This is a genomic window from Ahniella affigens (assembly GCF_003015185.1).
In the GTDB taxonomy this organism is placed as follows: Bacteria; Pseudomonadota; Gammaproteobacteria; order Xanthomonadales; family Ahniellaceae; genus Ahniella; species Ahniella affigens.
This window is the reverse complement of record NZ_CP027860.1, coordinates 4,207,845-4,224,821: the sequence shown is the minus strand read 5'-3', so window position 1 is coordinate 4,224,821 and position 16,977 is coordinate 4,207,845. Positions and strand designations below refer to the sequence as shown.

Below are 16,977 nucleotides of genomic sequence, written 5' to 3'. Positions count from 1 at the left end.
GCGGGCCTTGATCGTGGGGCCAACGGGGAAGGTCTGAATGCAGCCGCGGTGGACTGTTTCAGACCTCCCAAAGGCCGATTACTCGAAGCCGTCGGCGAACACGGCGACCGGCAACACCGTGAACGTAAACGTGGTCTCGACAAACAGGCCGGAGGTGTCGGTTGCGCGTACGGTGACCGTGTAAGGCGAGCCCATGTCCGAACCAGCCGCCAAGGTGCCCGAGATCACGCAGCTGCTATTGATGCTGAGGCCATTCGGCAGACTCTGAGCGGTGCAAGTCAGCGTGTCGTTGTCCGGATCGGAGAATGAACTCAGCACATTCAGCGTGACGCTGTTGCCGACGACCCCGCTCTGATTCGCAATCGGGCTCGCGACAAGCGGCGCGCGATTGGCGCTTGGGTCGAGTCGCATCACAAAGCCGTCGTGGTCGGACGCAAACAGAACCTTTTCCACCGGCACCGTGATCAGCGGCTGCGTTTCTTCGCGGGCGGGCGCATCAGCATTGCCGCGACCGTAAGCAAAGGCAATAAAGCGCGACTGTGCCCCTGTGCTCAGGAACGCGTGATCGAGCTCCTGCGGGTTGCCGCCAAACACATACGAATAGCGCTCGGTGGCAGGCAGTGAGAACAACGCTTCCGTTAACGCGGGCGACACGATCTGGCCGTTCGGAAACGGGGTACAGCCGCCGGTCATGCCGTCAAAGCCGATGTCGTACTCGCTCTTGGCCGGATCGGTGTCGCCACGGATGATGCCGTTGACATCGGTATAGCCGTCGGAGAACTCGAACGCGTTGTAGTCGCCGATCAAGACGAGTGGCACCAGCGGGTTGGCGGTCTGGAAGGTTTGGGCCTCACACGCCACGGCCACAGACTGCGCCAGCTTCTTCCGACGGATGCGGTGTGCGTTCTCCTGATTCGTGACGGTGTTGATCGTGTCGATGCCACCGAGCGAGCGCAGGTGATTGGTCATGACCGCAAAGTCGAACACGCCGCCATTGCCAACCGTCGTCTGGGCGCGCAGCAGGAACGGTGGTCGGTCATGCAACAGCGCGGTGGTTGGGGTGCCGTTCGCCGTGAACGTCCACTGCTCGGTTGCACGGAGCTGGGTAGTGGTGGTCACCGATACCCGTGCCGTGTTCACCAGGAAGGCCACCGAAATGCGACCGATGTCGTTGGTGCTCGGCGAATTGATCGCGGCATACGACGGGCCGCCATCGGCGGCAATCTTGTTGGCGAGCAATTGCAGTGCCGATGTCGGGTCGCCCGTTGTGCACGTAACGCTTGGCAGCTCGACTTCCTGAATACCGATGACATCCGGGCTCTTCAGCACGTTGCGGATATACGCCGACAGCTTCAGCAGCTTGCGGTCGGTTTCGGCCACGTTGACGGGCTCGTTGCCCGAGCTGCTGCCCGGGTCATCGCAGTAGTCATAAAGGCGCAGCACGTTCAGCGAGCCGACGGTCAGCTGGGTCGGTGCGGCGGTTGGCACCGGAATGGGCAGTTCGGGGCCGGGCGTCTGCACGGTCAGGTCAGCTTCGGTGTTGCCACTGTTCGCGGTGACCCAGAACTCGTAGCCACCGAATTCGAAGCCCAGCAAGCCAGTTGCTGAGAACGTGGTGCGCGGTGGCAGGACGTTCTTCGTCGTGGTCGTAAAGAACTTGTCGACGTCCAGTTCGAAGATTTCAGGGTTGGCATCCCAGATCGGCGACGTTGGCAGCACCGGTGCTGGCGGGGTCAGATTCACCGCAGCGACGTTTTCGTTGTTGACCAGGACCGAGTGGCCCGGCTCACGGAAGCTGCGGGCGCCACTCGTGGTCATGTACATCTCGGCATACGGATCGGTACCGAACGTCTGGTTCGGGCCATTGACCACGCCCGTGCTCGTCGTCACGCGCATGAATTCCAGGCACTCATAGTTGCGCGTGAGGAACGTATCGGTAGTCTGGAACTGACCGCTGGCGCCGCCCGTATTGTTGTCATTGTCGGCATCGCAGAACGGCACGAGGTTGTTCGGCGACGGAATCGCATTGTCGAGCACGAACGCTGCCGGCAAGGCTGCGGTGCCGGTCTCAGCAACAATCGGCATGCCCGAGCCCGTGGTGAACTCGGTGATACCGTTGAACTCGACCACTGGTCCGCGCACGGTGACCACGTCGCCAGCCGCGAGGTTGGTCAGGGATGGACTGCCCGCGCCCGTGAACACGAAGATCGCATCCGACGTGTCCATGTTCGCGTCGCCCACCGCCATCTGCATGTAGAAGCCGGTCGGCGCGACCGTCGTCACCACATTGCCAAAGGTCGTGACCACGTTGTTCGGTGCGGCCGGCACCGTCGTGGCCGAGCCGTCGCCCTGGATCTCGGCAATGGTCATGACCGGCGCGGTGTCGTCGTTGACGAGCGTGGCCGTGGCGGTATTGGGAGTGATCGTGACGTTTGTGCCGCCGCCCGTCAGGGTCAGCGTCACGGTTTCATCGCTTTCGCTGTCCAGGTCACCGTTGATCGTGACGTTGACGTCGGCGGTCGTCGCCGCGCCACTGATTGTCTGGTTGCTGACAGCCACGGCTTGATAGTCGGTGCCAGAGGTCGCAGTGCCACCTGTGCTGTTGACGCTGTAGGTGAAGTCACCACATTGCATCGCGCGATCCAGCGTGACGCGTGCCACGCGGGTGTTCGTGCCGGTGTCGCCCTCGTTGGCACTCGGCGTCAGGAACGAGATGCTGGCATTGATCGCGACATCGTTATCGGTGATCGTGCCCACGCCTTGGCTATCGCCAATCGCGGCGGTACCGGTCAGGCCGCTCAGATTCACAAAGAAGCTTTCGCTGCCTTCGATCGTGCAGTCATTGGTGATCGGTACGGTGAACTGACGAGTCGTGTTGGCATTGTCAAAGCTGAGGACTGCATTGGTCGACGTAAAGTCACCAGGCGACACCGCGGAATCACTGGCCGTGTCGGCAGTGACCGTGACCGTACCAGTTGGTGCCGGGACGATCGACACGGTAAACACCGCATTGACGGCTGGACCGCCGGCGTCGTTTTCGGTGACTGACACATCATTGATGCTGATCACGGGCACAGCCGAATCATCGTTGGTGATCGTGCCATCGCCGGTCGCATCGACAATACTGCCGGCGACGATGTTGCTCAGCGTGACTGCAAACGTGTCGTTGGGTTCATCGGTGCTATCGGCGCCGACTTGCACGGTCAGCGTCGCGCTATTGCTGCCATCTGGAATCGTAAACAGGCCGGGTTCGGGTGCTGGGCTCAGGAAGTCGACGCCATCGGTGCCGGGCGTGGCGCCCGCAGCATCGACGGTGTACAGCATGCTGATGCCGCCCAGACCGGCTTCGACACCGTTATCAAGCGACACGGTGAAGTTGAACGCGGTGGTGCCGCCGCCCGTGCCCTCGGCCTGCGTGACATCACTGATTCGAGCCGCCACGACTTCGTCGTTGCCGATCGTGCCCGTAGCACTACCGTTCGTGGCGCTGATCGTGTAGCCCGCGCCCGCCGTCAGGCTCGCGGTGAAATTCTCGTTGGCTTCAACGCGATTGTCGCAGCTGACTTGCACCGTTGCGGTACCGGTCGTCTGGCCCGCATTGATCGTGCCGGTTCCGGCCATGACGCCGGTGTAGTCACTGCCTGCGGTGGCACTGCCGTCGCTGGTGGCGAAGTTGAACGTCAACGTGCTGAGCGGCGCCACCGTTGCGGTCACGGGGAAATCCAGCGGTGTCGAGCCGCCGCCGCAGCCCGTGTTGCCTTCCGCAACATTCGCTGCGGCAATCGACAGCTCTGGGGTTGCCGCGACCGACGGGACATACGCAACGCCACGGAATACGGTGTTGGTGCCGGCCGTTGCAATCACCGTAGGCGTCGCTACGATATTCGCGTCAAAGGCCGCGGTGTCGGTCAGCGTGATCAGCGTGTTGGCGCTCGTGGCGGTTGACGTGCCGAACAAGACGACGCTACCGGTAATGGAGTCGACTCTCGCGGTCAGACCGCGCAGGTTGCCAGCGACGGAACCTCGCGCGATCCAGTTGATGCCGTCACCGGTGGAATACTTTTGCAGTCCCGCTGCGTCATCAGCGAAATAAAGGGTATCGATTCCGGCAACACTGGGTGTGCGGTCGAGTACCACAAACCCATAGGGCGAATTCGACGCCGTAGGCAGACCAGGCAGATTGGTCATGATCTGGCCGGTTGTGGTTGGCAAGCCTGAGCCGATGAACGCGAGTCGGATCGCGCCTGATTGTGCGGTGGTGTAAAGCTGATTGGCAAAAATGCCCAGATTGCGCGTGTTGGTGACCGTCGTACTCACCTGGGTACCTGCGCCGATCACACCGAAAGTCTGGTACCAAATACCACCCGTACCGCTGGCGCCGGTGCCGCCAGCCCAGATGCCGGAGCCATCGGCGGTGGCGGCACTGCGGATATTGCTCGTATTGAAGGCGCTGTTGAGGCCGGTCGTGGTGTCCACGCTGCCCGTAGCGTCCACTCTGCCGATGATGCGATTCGTGGCGGCGGCGGTCGTGCCCGCCACAGAGGCTGTTCCGGGTGCGGCGTCATAACCGGTCAGGACCAAATAGCGGTCATCTGTCGAGCGTGTCAGCATGCCTTCCGAGGTCGACGAGCCGGCGACGGTTAAGGTCTGATTCGCGCCAGAATCGGCCGTGGGCAGCGGGATGGACTGCACCAGCGTGCCGCTTGTGGTGTACTCGTCGATAAAGACCGCAGTCGCTGCGGCGCTCAGGGCGCCGCTGCCGGTGCCTACGCGCGCGACGGCCAAGTTGCCTGGGGTGAATGCCGCCCCTGGTGCGAGACTGCTGACGGACGACATGGCCAGCGCAAGCGCGCTTAGCCGAACGATTCTGTTCATGAAAACCCTGTCTTGGCGAGTTTGTTTGGAATCCCTGAGCGTAGCAGCGCCGCGTGGCGAAGGCATGACACGGCGCAACCTGAACGATGCCTTGGGTTGGCCCGGATGCGGGTCCCACAATCCTGGGACTGCTAGCATGCGCGCTCACTTTGGCGATTTGGGTGCAAGCCGCGATGTCACTGAGTTACAAGAAATCAACCTCTTGCGTATTGGCCTTCAGTCTTTGCCTGAACTTCAGTCAGCTCCACGCTGCATCGGAGCCGCCCGTTGCGGCCCGGGACGGTATGGTCGTGACCGCGCAACATCTGGCGACTGACGTCGGCGCAAGGGTGTTGGCGGAGGGCGGTAATGCCGTGGACGCGGCGATTGCGGTGGGTTATGCCCTGGCCGTGGTGTACCCCGCCGCAGGCAACCTGGGTGGCGGCGGCTTCATGACCTTGCGTCTCGCGGATGGCACGGTGCAATTCATTGATTTCCGCGAGACGGCGCCAGCTGCTGCGACGGCGAAGATGTATCTGGACGAAAACGGGCAGGTGATTCCGGGGCTTAGCACGCTGGGATACAAAGCTGTCGGCGTGCCGGGCACGGTGGCCGGGCTGGAACTGGCACGAGAGCGTTTTGCCACACTGCCTAGAAAGCGCTTGGTCGCACCTTCCATCGTGCTCGCGCAAAAGGGCTTCGTGTTAGAGCAGGGTGACGTCGACATGATTGAAGCCGTCGCGGCGGACCTTCGCAAAGACTCGGCAACGGCCGCCATCTTCCTCAACGCCGACGGCAGCGCGCCCAAAGCCGGTGATCGGTTGATCCAAAAAGACCTCGCCGAGAGTCTGAAACGCATTGCGAAAAACGGTCGCGACGGATTCTATCGTGGGGCCACGGCAACACGTCTTGCCGATGCGAGCAAGGCCGGCGGCGGGCTGATTACCGAACAAGATTTGGCGTCCTACCAGGCCAAACTGCGCGCGCCGCTGGAGTGCGACTACCGTGGGTTTCATGTGATTTCGGCGCCGCCGCCGAGCTCCGGTGGGGTCGTGCTCTGCGAGATTCTCAATATTCTCGAGGCGTATCCGCTCAGCGATGCCGGTTGGGGCTCGGCCCAGGCAACGCACTGGATGATCGAGGCCATGCGTCATGCGTATGTCGATCGCAATCACTACTTGGGCGATCCGGATTTCGTTGAGAACCCCATCGCGCGCCTGCTCGACGACGCGCATGCCGGTCGCATTCGTGGCGCCATCCATGATCGGAAGGCGGGCGATTCCGACGCGCTGGCGCCCGGCAAGGCGCCGCACGAAGGCAGCAACACCACGCACTATTCGATTGCCGACGCGGATGGAAATGTGGTGGCCGTGACCTATACGTTGAACGACTGGTTCGGCGCCAAAGTGACGGCCGCGGGCACGGGTATCTTGCTGAACAACGAAATGGACGACTTCACGTCGGCACCCGGGGTACCCAACCTGTACGGACTGGTGCAAGGCGAAGCCAATGCGATTGCACCGGGCAAACGGCCGTTGAGCTCGATGACCCCAACAATCGTGCTGCGCGATGGCCAACCCTTCATGGTGGTCGGAACACCGGGCGGCAGTCGAATCATCACGGCCGTGCTGCACACGATTGTCAACGTCATCGACTTTGGCATGAACATTCAGGAGGCTGTGGATGCGCCTCGGTTCCATCAGCAGTGGCAGCCCGAGGCGACCGCTGTCGAGGCACGCGCGTTGAGCCCGGATACGCGAATGATTCTCGAGTTGTGGGGCCATGTGTTCACCGAGCCGCAACCCGAGAACCATCTGGCGGCGATCTTGATTGGCGCGCCAGCGTTGGGCGCGTCACCAGTAGCGGGCAATCGGTTCTATGGCGCGAATGACCCAAGGCGCGGCACGGGTTCGGCGAAGGGGCCGGAGATAGATCGCAAGCGCTGATGAAGCCTTGGCGCCCGCGCACATTGAATCGCGGGTTTTTGGGGGAGCGAGTTCAGCCGCGAACCGATCTTGTCGCAACATTGGTTCGGGCCTGAAGGCCCTCCTACAAACAGCACACCAATCTTGCCGCGCAGGTGGTCGGAACCCGCTGTTTTGTAGGAGCGGCTTCAGCCGCGAACGGTGATGCTGCAAGCTTGGTCCGGGCCTGAAGGCCCTCCTACAAAAAGGGAACGGGACTGCCGCAAGCTTGGTTCGGGCCTGAAGGCCCTCCTACAAAAAGGGAACTGGACTGCCGCAAGCTTGGTTCGGGCCTGAAGGCCCTCCTACAAAAAGGGAAGGGGACTGCCGCAAGATTGGTTCGGGCCTGAAGGCCCTCCTACAAAAAGGGAAGGGGACTGCCGCAAGATTGGTTCGGGCCTGAAGGCCCTCCTACAAAAAGGGAACGGGACTGCCGCAAGCTTGGTTCGGGCCTGAAGGCCCTCCCACAAAGAGAAGAGCGCTGCGAATCAAAAGGCCGCTGTGGCGATCCATCGCCGCCCCGACCTGCCGTCGTTCATATGCCAACACCTGATCGCCCGCCCCCCTGATCACGGGGTGCCCAAGGACGCGCCGCTTGGCAACAATGCCGACCATCCTGGGAGCGATTCATGTCTGGTCTGGCTGGTGTCCTCGCGCAACTCAAAGGCTTCGCCATCGGCACGCTGGTGAGCGCGGTATTGCTGATCGGTAGCATGAGCGTCGCCGCAGATGCCGTTGCCGGCGCCCAACCCGTCCGTCCTACAAACGCCGATACCGTCTTCGACTACGTCCTGGTTTTCCCTGCCGACGCTGACGACCAGGTCCTAGAAGCCTGGCGTCAGCGAGCGTTTGACCTGATCAAAGGAACGGCTTCGAACCAAACAAACTGCACGCCGCAAGTGGTGCGCTTTCATGTGGCTGCCAGCTGGCAACTACCCATGCTCGGTGTGCGGTGCGTTGACGGGCAGGCGCGCCCAATAGTGCCGAATGCGAAGGGTGACAAGCGCGATGCCAGCGCCCCCATCTGGTTGGCCAATACGTCGGTTAACGCCATTCGCGGTCAAGTTGCAGCGATGTTGCAATGATCCGGTTGGACGCGCGCCCCATCAGTCGATCATGATCAGGCGCAGTTCCTTCGGCAGCGCAAACACCACGTTTTCCGGCTCACCATCCAATTCCTGAACGGCATTGGCGCCTTCGGCACGCAGCCGATCAAGCACGCCCTGGACGAGGCTTTCTGGCGCCGAGGCTCCTGCCGTCACGCCAACACACTGGCGGCCTTCAAGCCACGCCGTTTGAATGTCGGCAGCACCATCAATCAAGAACGACTGCACGCCGCGCTTTTCTGACAGTTCGCGCAGCCGGTTGGAGTTCGAGCTGTTCGGCGAGCCCACGACCAACACCAGATCGCAGCGTTCGGACAACCGCTTGACCGCGTCCTGGCGATTCTGCGTCGCGTAGCAGATGTCATCGTGCTTCGGGCCGATCACGTTCGGATAGCGCTTTCTGAGCGCATCAATCACATCGAGCGTGTCATCGACCGACAGGGTGGTCTGGGTGACGTACGCGAGTTCAGCCTCGAGCGGAACCGGCAACTTCTCGACGTCTGAAGGCGTCTCGATCAAGTGAATCTGCGCCGAGCCGTGCGCTGCGGCCCACTGGCCAAGTGTGCCTTCGACTTCGGGGTGGCCAGCATGGCCGATCAGCACAACATGGCGGCCGGCGCGCGCATGCCGGGCAACCTCGATGTGCACTTTCGTCACCAGCGGGCACGTCGCGTCAAAGACATTGAGCTTGCGCCGCCTCGCCTCGCCGCGCACCGTTTGCGAGACACCGTGTGCTGAGAAAATCACCGTGGCGGCGTCCGGCACTTCGTCCAATTCTTCGACGAATACAGCCCCGCGTTTGCGCAGGCCATCCACGACAAACCGGTTGTGCACGACTTCGTGCCGCACGTAGATCGGTGCGCCAAAGGCATCGAGCGCGCGCTCGACGATTTCAATGGCGCGGTCAACGCCAGCACAGAAACCGCGGGGATTGGCGAGAATGACATCCATGGCAGTGTCCTTGTTTCGGGATCAGACCTTGGCGGGCGCTGAGGGTTCTTTGTGCCGCCAGCCAAACAACAGCAGGAGGCCGGCACCGACCACAATACAGGAGTCGGCAACATTGAATGCCGGCCAGTAGTAGTCGCGGACGTACCAGAGCACAAAGTCGACCACATGGCCGTGGCGGATGCGGTCGATCACGTTGCCGAGCGCGCCGCCGATGATCAAGGCATAGGCGATCGCCGCGATTCGCTCCGCGCGTTGCAGACCGGCAAGCATCCAGATAAACACGCCGGACACCAGAATAGCGAATCCGGCCAGCCCGTAGCGTTGCCACGCTTCGCCATCGGCAAACATGCTGAACGCAACGCCGGTGTTGTAGGCGAGCGTCCAGTCAAAGCCTGGCATCACGTTGATGCGCTCGCCAAAACTCAAATGGTGCTCGGCGAGCCATTTGCTCCACTGATCGACGCCGATGACGAGGATCGAGATCAGCAGGTAGCGCCAGGCTTGCACGCCGAGTCGGTCAGAACCAGGCACGCGCTTCTCCACTTCCGGCAACGTTGTCGATGCAGCGGCCACAGAGTTCTGGATGGTCAGCGTGCGTGCCGACGTCCTCGCGGTGATGCCAGCAGCGCACGCACTTGTGCCCGCTGGCAGCGCGGACGACCGCCTTGGCCTCAGACTCGTGGAGGCGAATGGTCAGCGCATCGGCGGGCGCGGCATCCAGCTCATGCAAATCACATCCGGACGTGATGAGGTAGAAGCGAAGCTCGGTCGATGCGGCAGCGAGTCGATCGCGCTGCGCCGGCGCAACATAGAGGTCAACGGTGGCTTCGAGCGAACCACCCATGCCAGCGCTGCTGCGCAATTCCTCGATGCGCTTCAGCACGACTTGGCGAATCTGGTTCAGGTCATCCAGCAGCGCCTGATCGGCATCGTTCAGCGTCGCGTTGGCGAACAGTGCCTCAATGTCCTTCCAGGTGGCGAAGTAGACGGAATCGTGCTGACGCGCGGGCATATGCGCCCAGATCTCTTCGGCCGTAAAGGTGGTCAGCGGCGCCAATGCACGCACGAGTACTTCGAGTGCCGCATACATCGCCGTTTGCGCAGACCGCCGGCCGAGGCTCGTTTCGGGCATCGTATACAGGCGGTCCTTGGTTTGATCCAGATAACCAGCGCCCAGGTCAACCGTGCAGAAGCGCATCAATTCCTGTACCAACGCGGCGTAATTGTAGGTGTCCGGACCTGCCGTGCCGTAGCCATCAGCCTCCGGGCCGTAGACGCGGCGCGCAAGGTCCATCACCCGCTTCGCTTGTGCGAGTGCCGCGCGATCCAGCAGCAACATCTGGTCGGCCGAGACGGCATCGCGCACGGGATCGAAGCCATGCAGATTGCCAAGCAGGAAGCGGGCGGTGTTGCGCAGACGTCGATACGTGTCGCCGACGCGCTTCAGGATTTCGTCCGACACCGCCATTTCGTTTGCGTAGTCGGTCGACACGGTCCACAGGCGCAATACATCGGCGCCCATGTTGCTGATGACTTTTTGCGGCTCGATGATGTTGCCGAGCGACTTCGACATCTTGCGGCCGGATTGATCGACCGTAAAACCATGCGTGATCACTTCGTCATAGGGCGCCTTGCCATGCATCGCGACCGAGGTCAGCAGCGAGGAATGGAACCAGCCGCGATGCTGATCCGAGCCTTCGAGGTACATGACCTGACGCGGACCTTTGAGCTCGTCACGCGCGTCGAGCACGCACGCGTGCGTGACGCCGGAGTCGAACCAGACATCGAGAATGTCGGTGACCTTGTCGTAGACAGCGGCTTCCTCGCCCAGCAATTCCTTGGCATCGAGTTCGTACCAGGCATCCACGCCTTCGCGCTCAATTCGCGTTGCGACTTGTTCCATCAGCGCGACCGAGTTCGGATGCGGCTCACCCGTGACTTGATGCACGAACAACGCGATCGGTACGCCCCAGGTGCGCTGGCGCGAAATGCACCAGTCCGGGCGATTCGCGATCATGCTGCTGATGCGCTCCTCGCCCCAAGCCGGCTGCCAGCGTACTTGCTTGATCGCGTCGAGCGCCTTTTGCCGAAGCCCGGCTTGCTCCATGCTGATGAACCACTGGGCCGTGGCGCGGAACGCCACGGGCGTGCTGTGCCGCCAGCAGTGCGGGTAGCTATGATGCAGCGTGCCACTGGCGAGCAACGCGCCTCGCTCTCTAAGCAAATTGATGATGAAGTCGTTGGCCTTCCAAACAAACTGGCCTTCTACTTCCGGTGTGCCAGCAACAAACACGCCATTGCCACCGACCGGATTCAGCACTTCCAAGCCGTATTTCTGCCCCACTTGAAAGTCTTCAACACCGTGGCCAGGCGCGGTATGCACAGCGCCCGTACCGGCATCGGTGGTGACGTGATTGCCGAGGATGACTGGCACAATCCGATCGAGATAGGGATGCTTGAGCTTTTGGTGCTCGAGCGACGCGCCTTTGGCGTGGCCCAAGATGGTCATTTCGATCATGCCGTAGCGCTTGCCGCACTCGGCTGCGAGTGCTTCGGCGAGCACCAGAAGTTGGCGCTGGCCATCACGCAGTGGGCCTTCGACCAGCACATAGTCGAGCTCCGGGCCAAGCGTCACCGCGAGGCTTGCCGGCAGCGTCCATGGCGTGGTCGTCCAGATCGGAATTGCGATCGACGCGCCTGCGCTATCAACACCGAATTCGCGTGCGATCTCTTCAGGCGTTTGGGCGACGTATGCCACGTCGACCATCGGCGAGTTCTTGTCGTGATATTCGATCTCGGCTTCTGCAAGCGCCGAGCCGCAGTCAAAGCACCAATGCACCGGCTTCGCGCCGCGGCTCAAATGGCCGTTGGCCACGATCTTCGCGAGCGAACGAAGAATGTCGGCCTCGAAGCGATAGTCCATCGTGCGATAAGGATTTTCCCAATCGCCGATGATGCCAAGGCGCTTGAAGTCCACCCGCTGCGCGCTGATTTGCGATAGTGCATAGTCGCGACACTTTTGCCGAAAGGTGCGCGCATCGACCTTATGGCCGACCTTGCCAACATCCTTTTCGACCTTGAGTTCAATCGGCAGGCCGTGGCAATCCCAGCCCGGCACATACGGCGAGCGGAACCCGGCGAGTTGCTTTGACTTGACGACCACATCCTTCAGCGTCTTGTTAACCGCGTGGCCCACATGGATCTGGCCGTTGGCATAAGGCGGGCCATCGTGCAGCAAATACGTCGGTCGGCCGGCATGGGCCGCGTCCAGGCGTTCCCGCAACTTGCTGTCTTCCCAGCGTGCCAAAATCTTCGGTTCACGAATGGGCAGGTCGCCCTTCATCGGGAACTCGGTTTTGGGCAGATGCACGGTGCTTTTGTAATCGGTGCTCACGGGAAGACCTTTCAGAGTGATGGCCGGTTGCGAACCGGATGGGACTGAAGAAGTGCCCGCGCGTCCCGGGCATCAATATGCATGCGCTCGACCAGATCATCGAGGCTGGCGAAGCGGACTTCATCGCGAATCTTGGCGACAAAATCCACCGTCAGGCGCTGACCATACAAGTCACCGTTGAAATCGAACAAATGAACTTCGAGCAGAAGTTCCTTGCCGTTGACGGTGGGGCGATTGCCGATACTGGCAACCGATGGGTAATCCCGCATGCCGGCACCGGTCACGCGCACCGCGTAGATGCCATGCACGGGCGGCACGCGACCATGCAGCGACAAATTCGCCGTGGGATAGCCGAGCGTGCGACCAAGCTGTTGACCGCGGATGACGCGCCCGCTGATCGAGTACGGTCGGCCAAGCAGGGTTTCGGCTTCCTCAAAACGTGAGGCCAGCAAGGCCGAGCGGATACGTGTGCTGCTCACCCGCTCTTGGTTGATCTCGCAGACTGGCAACACCTTGACGGTGTAGCCATGGGTACCTGCGAAGCGCTCCAGCATGCCGACATCGCCGCGCCGGCCATGGCCGAAACGGAAGTCGGGGCCGATCCAGATTTCCCGTGCGTTCAGGCGGGCGATCAGGACGTCTTCGATAAAGCGCTCGGCCGGCATGTCGGCAAGCGCCTTGTTGAAGCGCAACAGGCCGACCGCATCGACACCGAGTTCGGCGGCGCGCTCGATCTTTTCACGTGGCGAACAGAGCCGCACCAAGGGCGTGGCCTTCTGAAAGTAGGCGCGTGGCAACGGCTCGAAGCTGAGCAGGACGGGCGGCAAGCGGCGGGCACGGGCAGTTTCGACCAAGCACGCGATCAGCGCGGCATGGCCGAGGTGGACGCCGTCAAAGGCGCCGATTGAAAGGACCGAGCCGTTAGGAAACAGGCAAGGCCCCAAAGCATCGCGGAATACCTGGGTCATAAGAACCCGCGAGTATAGCCGCCAGGGCCTGGAGCGGGGGCTCAGGCGCCTTGGCTCCGGTGTTTCGTCAGATTCTTTGCAAATCAGCGATTTGGGCCCGCTTGGCGACCGGTTGGTCGGGTTCAGCCCGCTCCGGGGCAAACCGCCGCGCAAACCCCGAGTTCGGCGCCTTCTGACTTCTCGCAGGCGAAGGACGCGCATTCAAAGCCAATCCGGCAACTGGCCCCGCCCGGTTTGCGGAACTGACAGCGACCGTCCCGGCAGGTGCTGCCAAATTCACAGAAATGGCTGGCATCACACGTTGCGCCTGGGGCGGCGGGCTCAGCAACTTGGCACGATCCGGAGACGCATTGCAGCGATTCCCGACACTGCCCGCTGTGTTGACAGGAGCCGCCTTCGTTGGCGGCCGCCAGGCAGAATCCGCGCTCGCATCGGCCTTGGCACGATCGATGTTCCGGCAACTCGTTCAACCCGAGAATGCCAGCCAGATTGTCGTGTGCCGATTCGCAGCGGGCGCCAATCGCAACGGGCTTGCTGCAGACGCCGGATTTGCCCACCGACAAGCCGAGGCAATAGAGCCCGTCCTGACAGCTGAGGCTGCTATCGCATTGCGCGCCTTCCCTCAGAGTGCCTTCAACGATGCCACGACAGCTGACCGGCAGGGGCGGGAGTTGTTGCTGCACGAATGCGCAGTCTTTGGTGAATGCGCTGAGATCGCTGGCACACCGCTGCCAGGCCGCCGAGTCCAATCGCAGTTGGCGCTTGATCGGCTTGAGTGTGGCGTTGCAAAGATCAAGTAGATCGGCAGCCCCGGCCTGATCACAACATGAGGTGCGTTTTGCCTGGATGGTACCGACCAGTAGTTCGCATACCGCGGACGCCTTTGGTCTGGCGTTTTCCGAAGGTTCGCTCTGTGCGACTGCGATGGTTGTGGCCAGCGCACAAACCATTGCGATGAGCGCTTTGGTCGCGCCCCTTAAGCGCAGATGGGCGCATTCAAACGTTGGAAATGCAGCGCGCTTCAGACGCCGAAACGATGTGTCAAGCAGCCCGCTCCCACCCGCGCTGCATACGGATGACTCCCTACCCCGCGATCGCGGGGGAGGGCCGGGGAGGGGGTTACTTGCGATGAGAACGGTCACTACGCTCGAATCACTAGGCGAGGAAGCGTCATGGGGCATCGTGTGTGTGATCAGCGCAGCGCCATCGACGAGCCAAGGTGGTCGTATGGTGGCGCGTGCGCTTTCGGCGTCAGCTGACTGCATGGTCATGGTCCCGTATCGTCCTTCTGTTACGACGATTCGCGGCGAATGGATGCAATCACCTGGGGCCAACAGGGGCAGGCACTTTCTGGTCTGAATCGTTCGCCGTCGATCGTCAGTGAGCCGCGATAGTCAACCTACGCGCCACTAAATCAGCGCCTCAGGGCGTTTTCGAAGGCCCAACCGGCTCACGATCATGGTGGGTGTCACCAGAATATGCGACCAAGTCAGAATGATGATGAGGTCGGACACCGGCTTGGTCCAGTTGGACGTGGGGCCGATCAGCCAGATGACCAGCGCATAGGTCACGCCCCAAGCCAAGCCGATCAGCCATGCACGCGGGCCATACTGCACGTGGTTCCGGCGAATCAAACAGGCGGCGGCGACGATGCCAGAGCCAAGCAGCGACAGGATCAACGACGCATAGAGCACGAGCTCAAACAGGTCGGCCGCTACGTGTTGGAAATTGGGATTGGCTGGGCCCTTGACATAAGCATCGACGGTGCCGATACCCATCGAGACCAAGAAACAGCCCACGAAAAATGCAATCACGACTTTCAACACGGGTTGATCTCAAAGATTTTAGATTCAGAGGCCTTCCGATACACGTCCCGAAGGAGTGCATCTCCCGCGTCGGATTCCGCCAGAAGATAGCGTCCAGAATGGCAATCCCATCCAGACAACAGTCGGACACCCTGGCCGACGAAGCTCGGCTCAATGCGCTCGCCCGGACCCTCGACCGCCATGCCTTCGCGCTGCATGCCAAATTCGGATTCCAACTGACCGACGACCTGGTCCCAGAAAGGATCAGGCCAATCACCAAACTCCAGGCACAAATGATGATTGGCGGCATCCACCAAAACCGGCGTGGGCAACATCAGCGGGCTAACCGCTGCCATCTGGTGGCTCGCGCAAGATCCAGCCGTTACCGTCCGGATCTTTGAACATGGCAAAGCGGCCCCAGGGCTCGGTCTTGATCTCGCTGAGTTCGAGGCCGCGACCTTGCAGGCTTTGATACTCGGCGTCGATATCGGGGGTGTTGACCATGACTCCCTGCAGTCCGCCTGGCTTCATGGTGTCAAACCAGGTCACCAATGCAATGGTGACGTTCTGGCCCGGCGGAGCGAGCTGAATCCAACTCATACCAGGGCCCATGGGTGATTCACGGATCAATTCAAAACCAAGGACATCGGTGTAGAAGCGTTTGGCGCGCTGCTGATCGCTGACCGGAACTGAAATGATTTCGAAACTGGTGATCGCCATGGGGTCCTCCAGTCGGCGCGATGCCACAGTTTGGCGGGGCAAAGCATATCAGGCGCGAACTCGTTTCCAGCTATCATGCGGCGTTGTCACGACGCTTGCGTGACTTGGGCCAAGGTACCGAATAGACCTCATGAATCGAACTCACTGGATATTGATCGGCGCTGTCGCAATCGCCCTGGTTTTGCTCATCATCGGGCTGATACCAATCGCGCCGACGGACCGTTTGCAACCCAATGCCGAGGCTGATCCGACCCAGGTTTCGGCGAGTGCTCAGGTGGCGATTCAAGATGACGTCACCCAACACGACGTCATCGACCATCCCGGTCTCGATGACCAGCAATCGGCGATCACTGCGCCAAATTCCGCGGCGCCTTCAGTGCCAACCGAAAAAGCATGGTCCGCATCGGACCTGCCGGCTAACACCCCACTGAAAGACAAGATTGATGAGCTGATCCAGCAAGCCGACGCTGGAAATCGAAGTGCCGCCTGCCGATTGGCTTGGGATCTTGATCTGTGTCAATTTGTCGGTCACAACCTGGATAGCGGTGTAGCCATGTTCGAAGAAGCGGCTGCAAAGGCGCCGCCGGGATCTCGGCAGGAAAAGCAAGTCATCAAACTATTGCAGGAGATCGGCCAATGGCAGACGCGTGCCGAGCCCGTATGCAAAGATCTGCCAAGTCGCTATCTGCAGCAATCAGCCGACCGAATGTTGCAGGCGGCACGTCTTGGCGACTTGCGTTCGATGGCGCGATTCGGCCAGGCACCGCCTTTCCCCGAGACACTGACTTTGGCTGACGCAGATACGATGGCCGCGTTCAACAATGAGGCACTCGGAATGCTCACGCGCGCCGCCAATGAAGGCGAGCCCACCGCGCTATTCGGGCTTTATCATGCCCATGCGCGCGGGGAAATTGCCACGGTAGCTGGCGCGCTCAAGATTGAGGCCGATCCCATCGTCGCGGTGGCCGCCGGCTTGGCGCTCAAAGCCTTCTCTGACGGCAGCACCAATGCTGGCATTAACGACACCACGAGCCGATTGATGGCGACGATGAGTCCCGCCCAGATCGCCGCTGCACGTGCGGAAGCAGCACGGTACGCGCAGATCTATCGCAATCAGCCGCCTCGGAATTTCGCCAGCGGCGTATTTGGTCCCTATATCGGCAAGACGTGCGTCCCCGATTCGCAATAGGCCAGTTCGTGGCCAAGCCGAGCGTC

The 16,977-nt window shown here is 61.4% G+C and carries 11 protein-coding genes; 3 read left to right on the top strand and 8 right to left on the bottom strand.

Annotation, left to right across the window (positions count from 1 at the left end):
• Window positions 1–78: 78 nt before the first annotated feature.
• On the bottom strand, window positions 79–4,875 hold the full coding sequence (locus C7S18_RS16335) for a Calx-beta domain-containing protein (protein ID WP_170113308.1): 4,797 nt from the start codon (window positions 4,873–4,875) through the stop codon (window positions 79–81).
• Between the two features lie 173 nt (window positions 4,876–5,048).
• Here C7S18_RS16335 and ggt point away from each other — a divergent pair, with 173 nt between their 5' ends.
• Together ggt and C7S18_RS16325 are read left to right on the top strand one after the other, a co-directional pair.
• A complete protein-coding gene (ggt, locus tag C7S18_RS16330) occupies window positions 5,049–6,800 on the top strand; it encodes a gamma-glutamyltransferase (RefSeq protein WP_106894068.1) in 1,752 nt (583 codons plus the stop codon).
• A gap of 647 nt (window positions 6,801–7,447) precedes the next feature.
• Complete coding sequence (locus C7S18_RS16325) at window positions 7,448–7,903, top strand: hypothetical protein (RefSeq protein WP_106892573.1); 456 nt, start codon at window positions 7,448–7,450, stop codon at window positions 7,901–7,903.
• A 21-nt stretch (window positions 7,904–7,924) separates the two neighbouring features.
• Here C7S18_RS16325 and ispH read toward each other — a convergent pair whose 3' ends face one another.
• From ispH to C7S18_RS16285, 7 genes are all read right to left on the bottom strand, one after another.
• Window positions 7,925–8,875, bottom strand: a complete 951-nt coding sequence (gene ispH, locus C7S18_RS16320) for a 4-hydroxy-3-methylbut-2-enyl diphosphate reductase (RefSeq protein WP_106892572.1) — start codon at window positions 8,873–8,875, stop codon at window positions 7,925–7,927.
• A gap of 21 nt (window positions 8,876–8,896) precedes the next feature.
• Window positions 8,897–9,406 (bottom strand): signal peptidase II, encoded by a 510-nt coding sequence (gene lspA, locus C7S18_RS16315; RefSeq protein WP_240623915.1) that lies wholly within the window; start codon window positions 9,404–9,406, stop codon window positions 8,897–8,899.
• Window positions 9,393–12,269 carry an isoleucine--tRNA ligase gene (gene ileS / locus C7S18_RS16310; protein ID WP_106892571.1) on the bottom strand — a complete coding sequence of 959 codons (2,877 nt, stop codon included), beginning with the start codon at window positions 12,267–12,269 and terminating at the stop codon, window positions 9,393–9,395. The genes lspA and ileS overlap by 14 nt, the downstream gene beginning before the upstream one ends.
• Window positions 12,270–12,280: 11 nt before the next feature.
• The gene (locus C7S18_RS16305; RefSeq protein ID WP_106892570.1) at window positions 12,281–13,237 is read right to left on the bottom strand and encodes a bifunctional riboflavin kinase/FAD synthetase; all 957 of its coding nucleotides are present in this window, start codon (window positions 13,235–13,237) and stop codon (window positions 12,281–12,283) included.
• Between the two features lie 1,409 nt (window positions 13,238–14,646).
• Window positions 14,647–15,063, bottom strand: a complete 417-nt coding sequence (locus C7S18_RS16295; protein WP_106892568.1) for a hypothetical protein — start codon at window positions 15,061–15,063, stop codon at window positions 14,647–14,649.
• On the bottom strand, window positions 15,057–15,398 hold the full coding sequence (locus C7S18_RS16290) for a hypothetical protein (RefSeq protein WP_106892567.1): 342 nt from the start codon (window positions 15,396–15,398) through the stop codon (window positions 15,057–15,059). Before C7S18_RS16290 ends, C7S18_RS16295 begins: the two co-directional genes overlap by 7 nt.
• On the bottom strand, window positions 15,385–15,762 hold the full coding sequence (locus C7S18_RS16285) for a VOC family protein (RefSeq protein ID WP_106892566.1): 378 nt from the start codon (window positions 15,760–15,762) through the stop codon (window positions 15,385–15,387). Before C7S18_RS16285 ends, C7S18_RS16290 begins: the two co-directional genes overlap by 14 nt.
• Window positions 15,763–15,892: 130 nt before the next feature.
• Between C7S18_RS16285 and C7S18_RS16280 the strand changes: the two genes are divergently transcribed.
• Window positions 15,893–16,951 (top strand): hypothetical protein, encoded by a 1,059-nt coding sequence (locus C7S18_RS16280; protein ID WP_106892565.1) that lies wholly within the window; start codon window positions 15,893–15,895, stop codon window positions 16,949–16,951.
• Window positions 16,952–16,977 lie beyond the last annotated feature (26 nt).

Coding starts and splice junctions, on each gene's coding strand:
- C7S18_RS16280 (WP_106892565.1), top strand. CDS start 15,893: ATGAATCGAACTCACTGGATATTGATCGGCGCTGTCGCAATCGCCCTG.
- ispH (WP_106892572.1), bottom strand. CDS start 8,875: ATGGATGTCATTCTCGCCAATCCCCGCGGTTTCTGTGCTGGCGTTGAC.
- C7S18_RS16290 (WP_106892567.1), bottom strand. CDS start 15,398: ATGGCAGCGGTTAGCCCGCTGATGTTGCCCACGCCGGTTTTGGTGGAT.
- C7S18_RS16335 (WP_170113308.1), bottom strand. CDS start 4,875: ATGAACAGAATCGTTCGGCTAAGCGCGCTTGCGCTGGCCATGTCGTCC.
- C7S18_RS16305 (WP_106892570.1), bottom strand. CDS start 13,237: ATGACCCAGGTATTCCGCGATGCTTTGGGGCCTTGCCTGTTTCCTAAC.
- ggt (WP_106894068.1), top strand. CDS start 5,049: ATGTCACTGAGTTACAAGAAATCAACCTCTTGCGTATTGGCCTTCAGT.
- C7S18_RS16325 (WP_106892573.1), top strand. CDS start 7,448: ATGTCTGGTCTGGCTGGTGTCCTCGCGCAACTCAAAGGCTTCGCCATC.
- C7S18_RS16285 (WP_106892566.1), bottom strand. CDS start 15,762: ATGGCGATCACCAGTTTCGAAATCATTTCAGTTCCGGTCAGCGATCAG.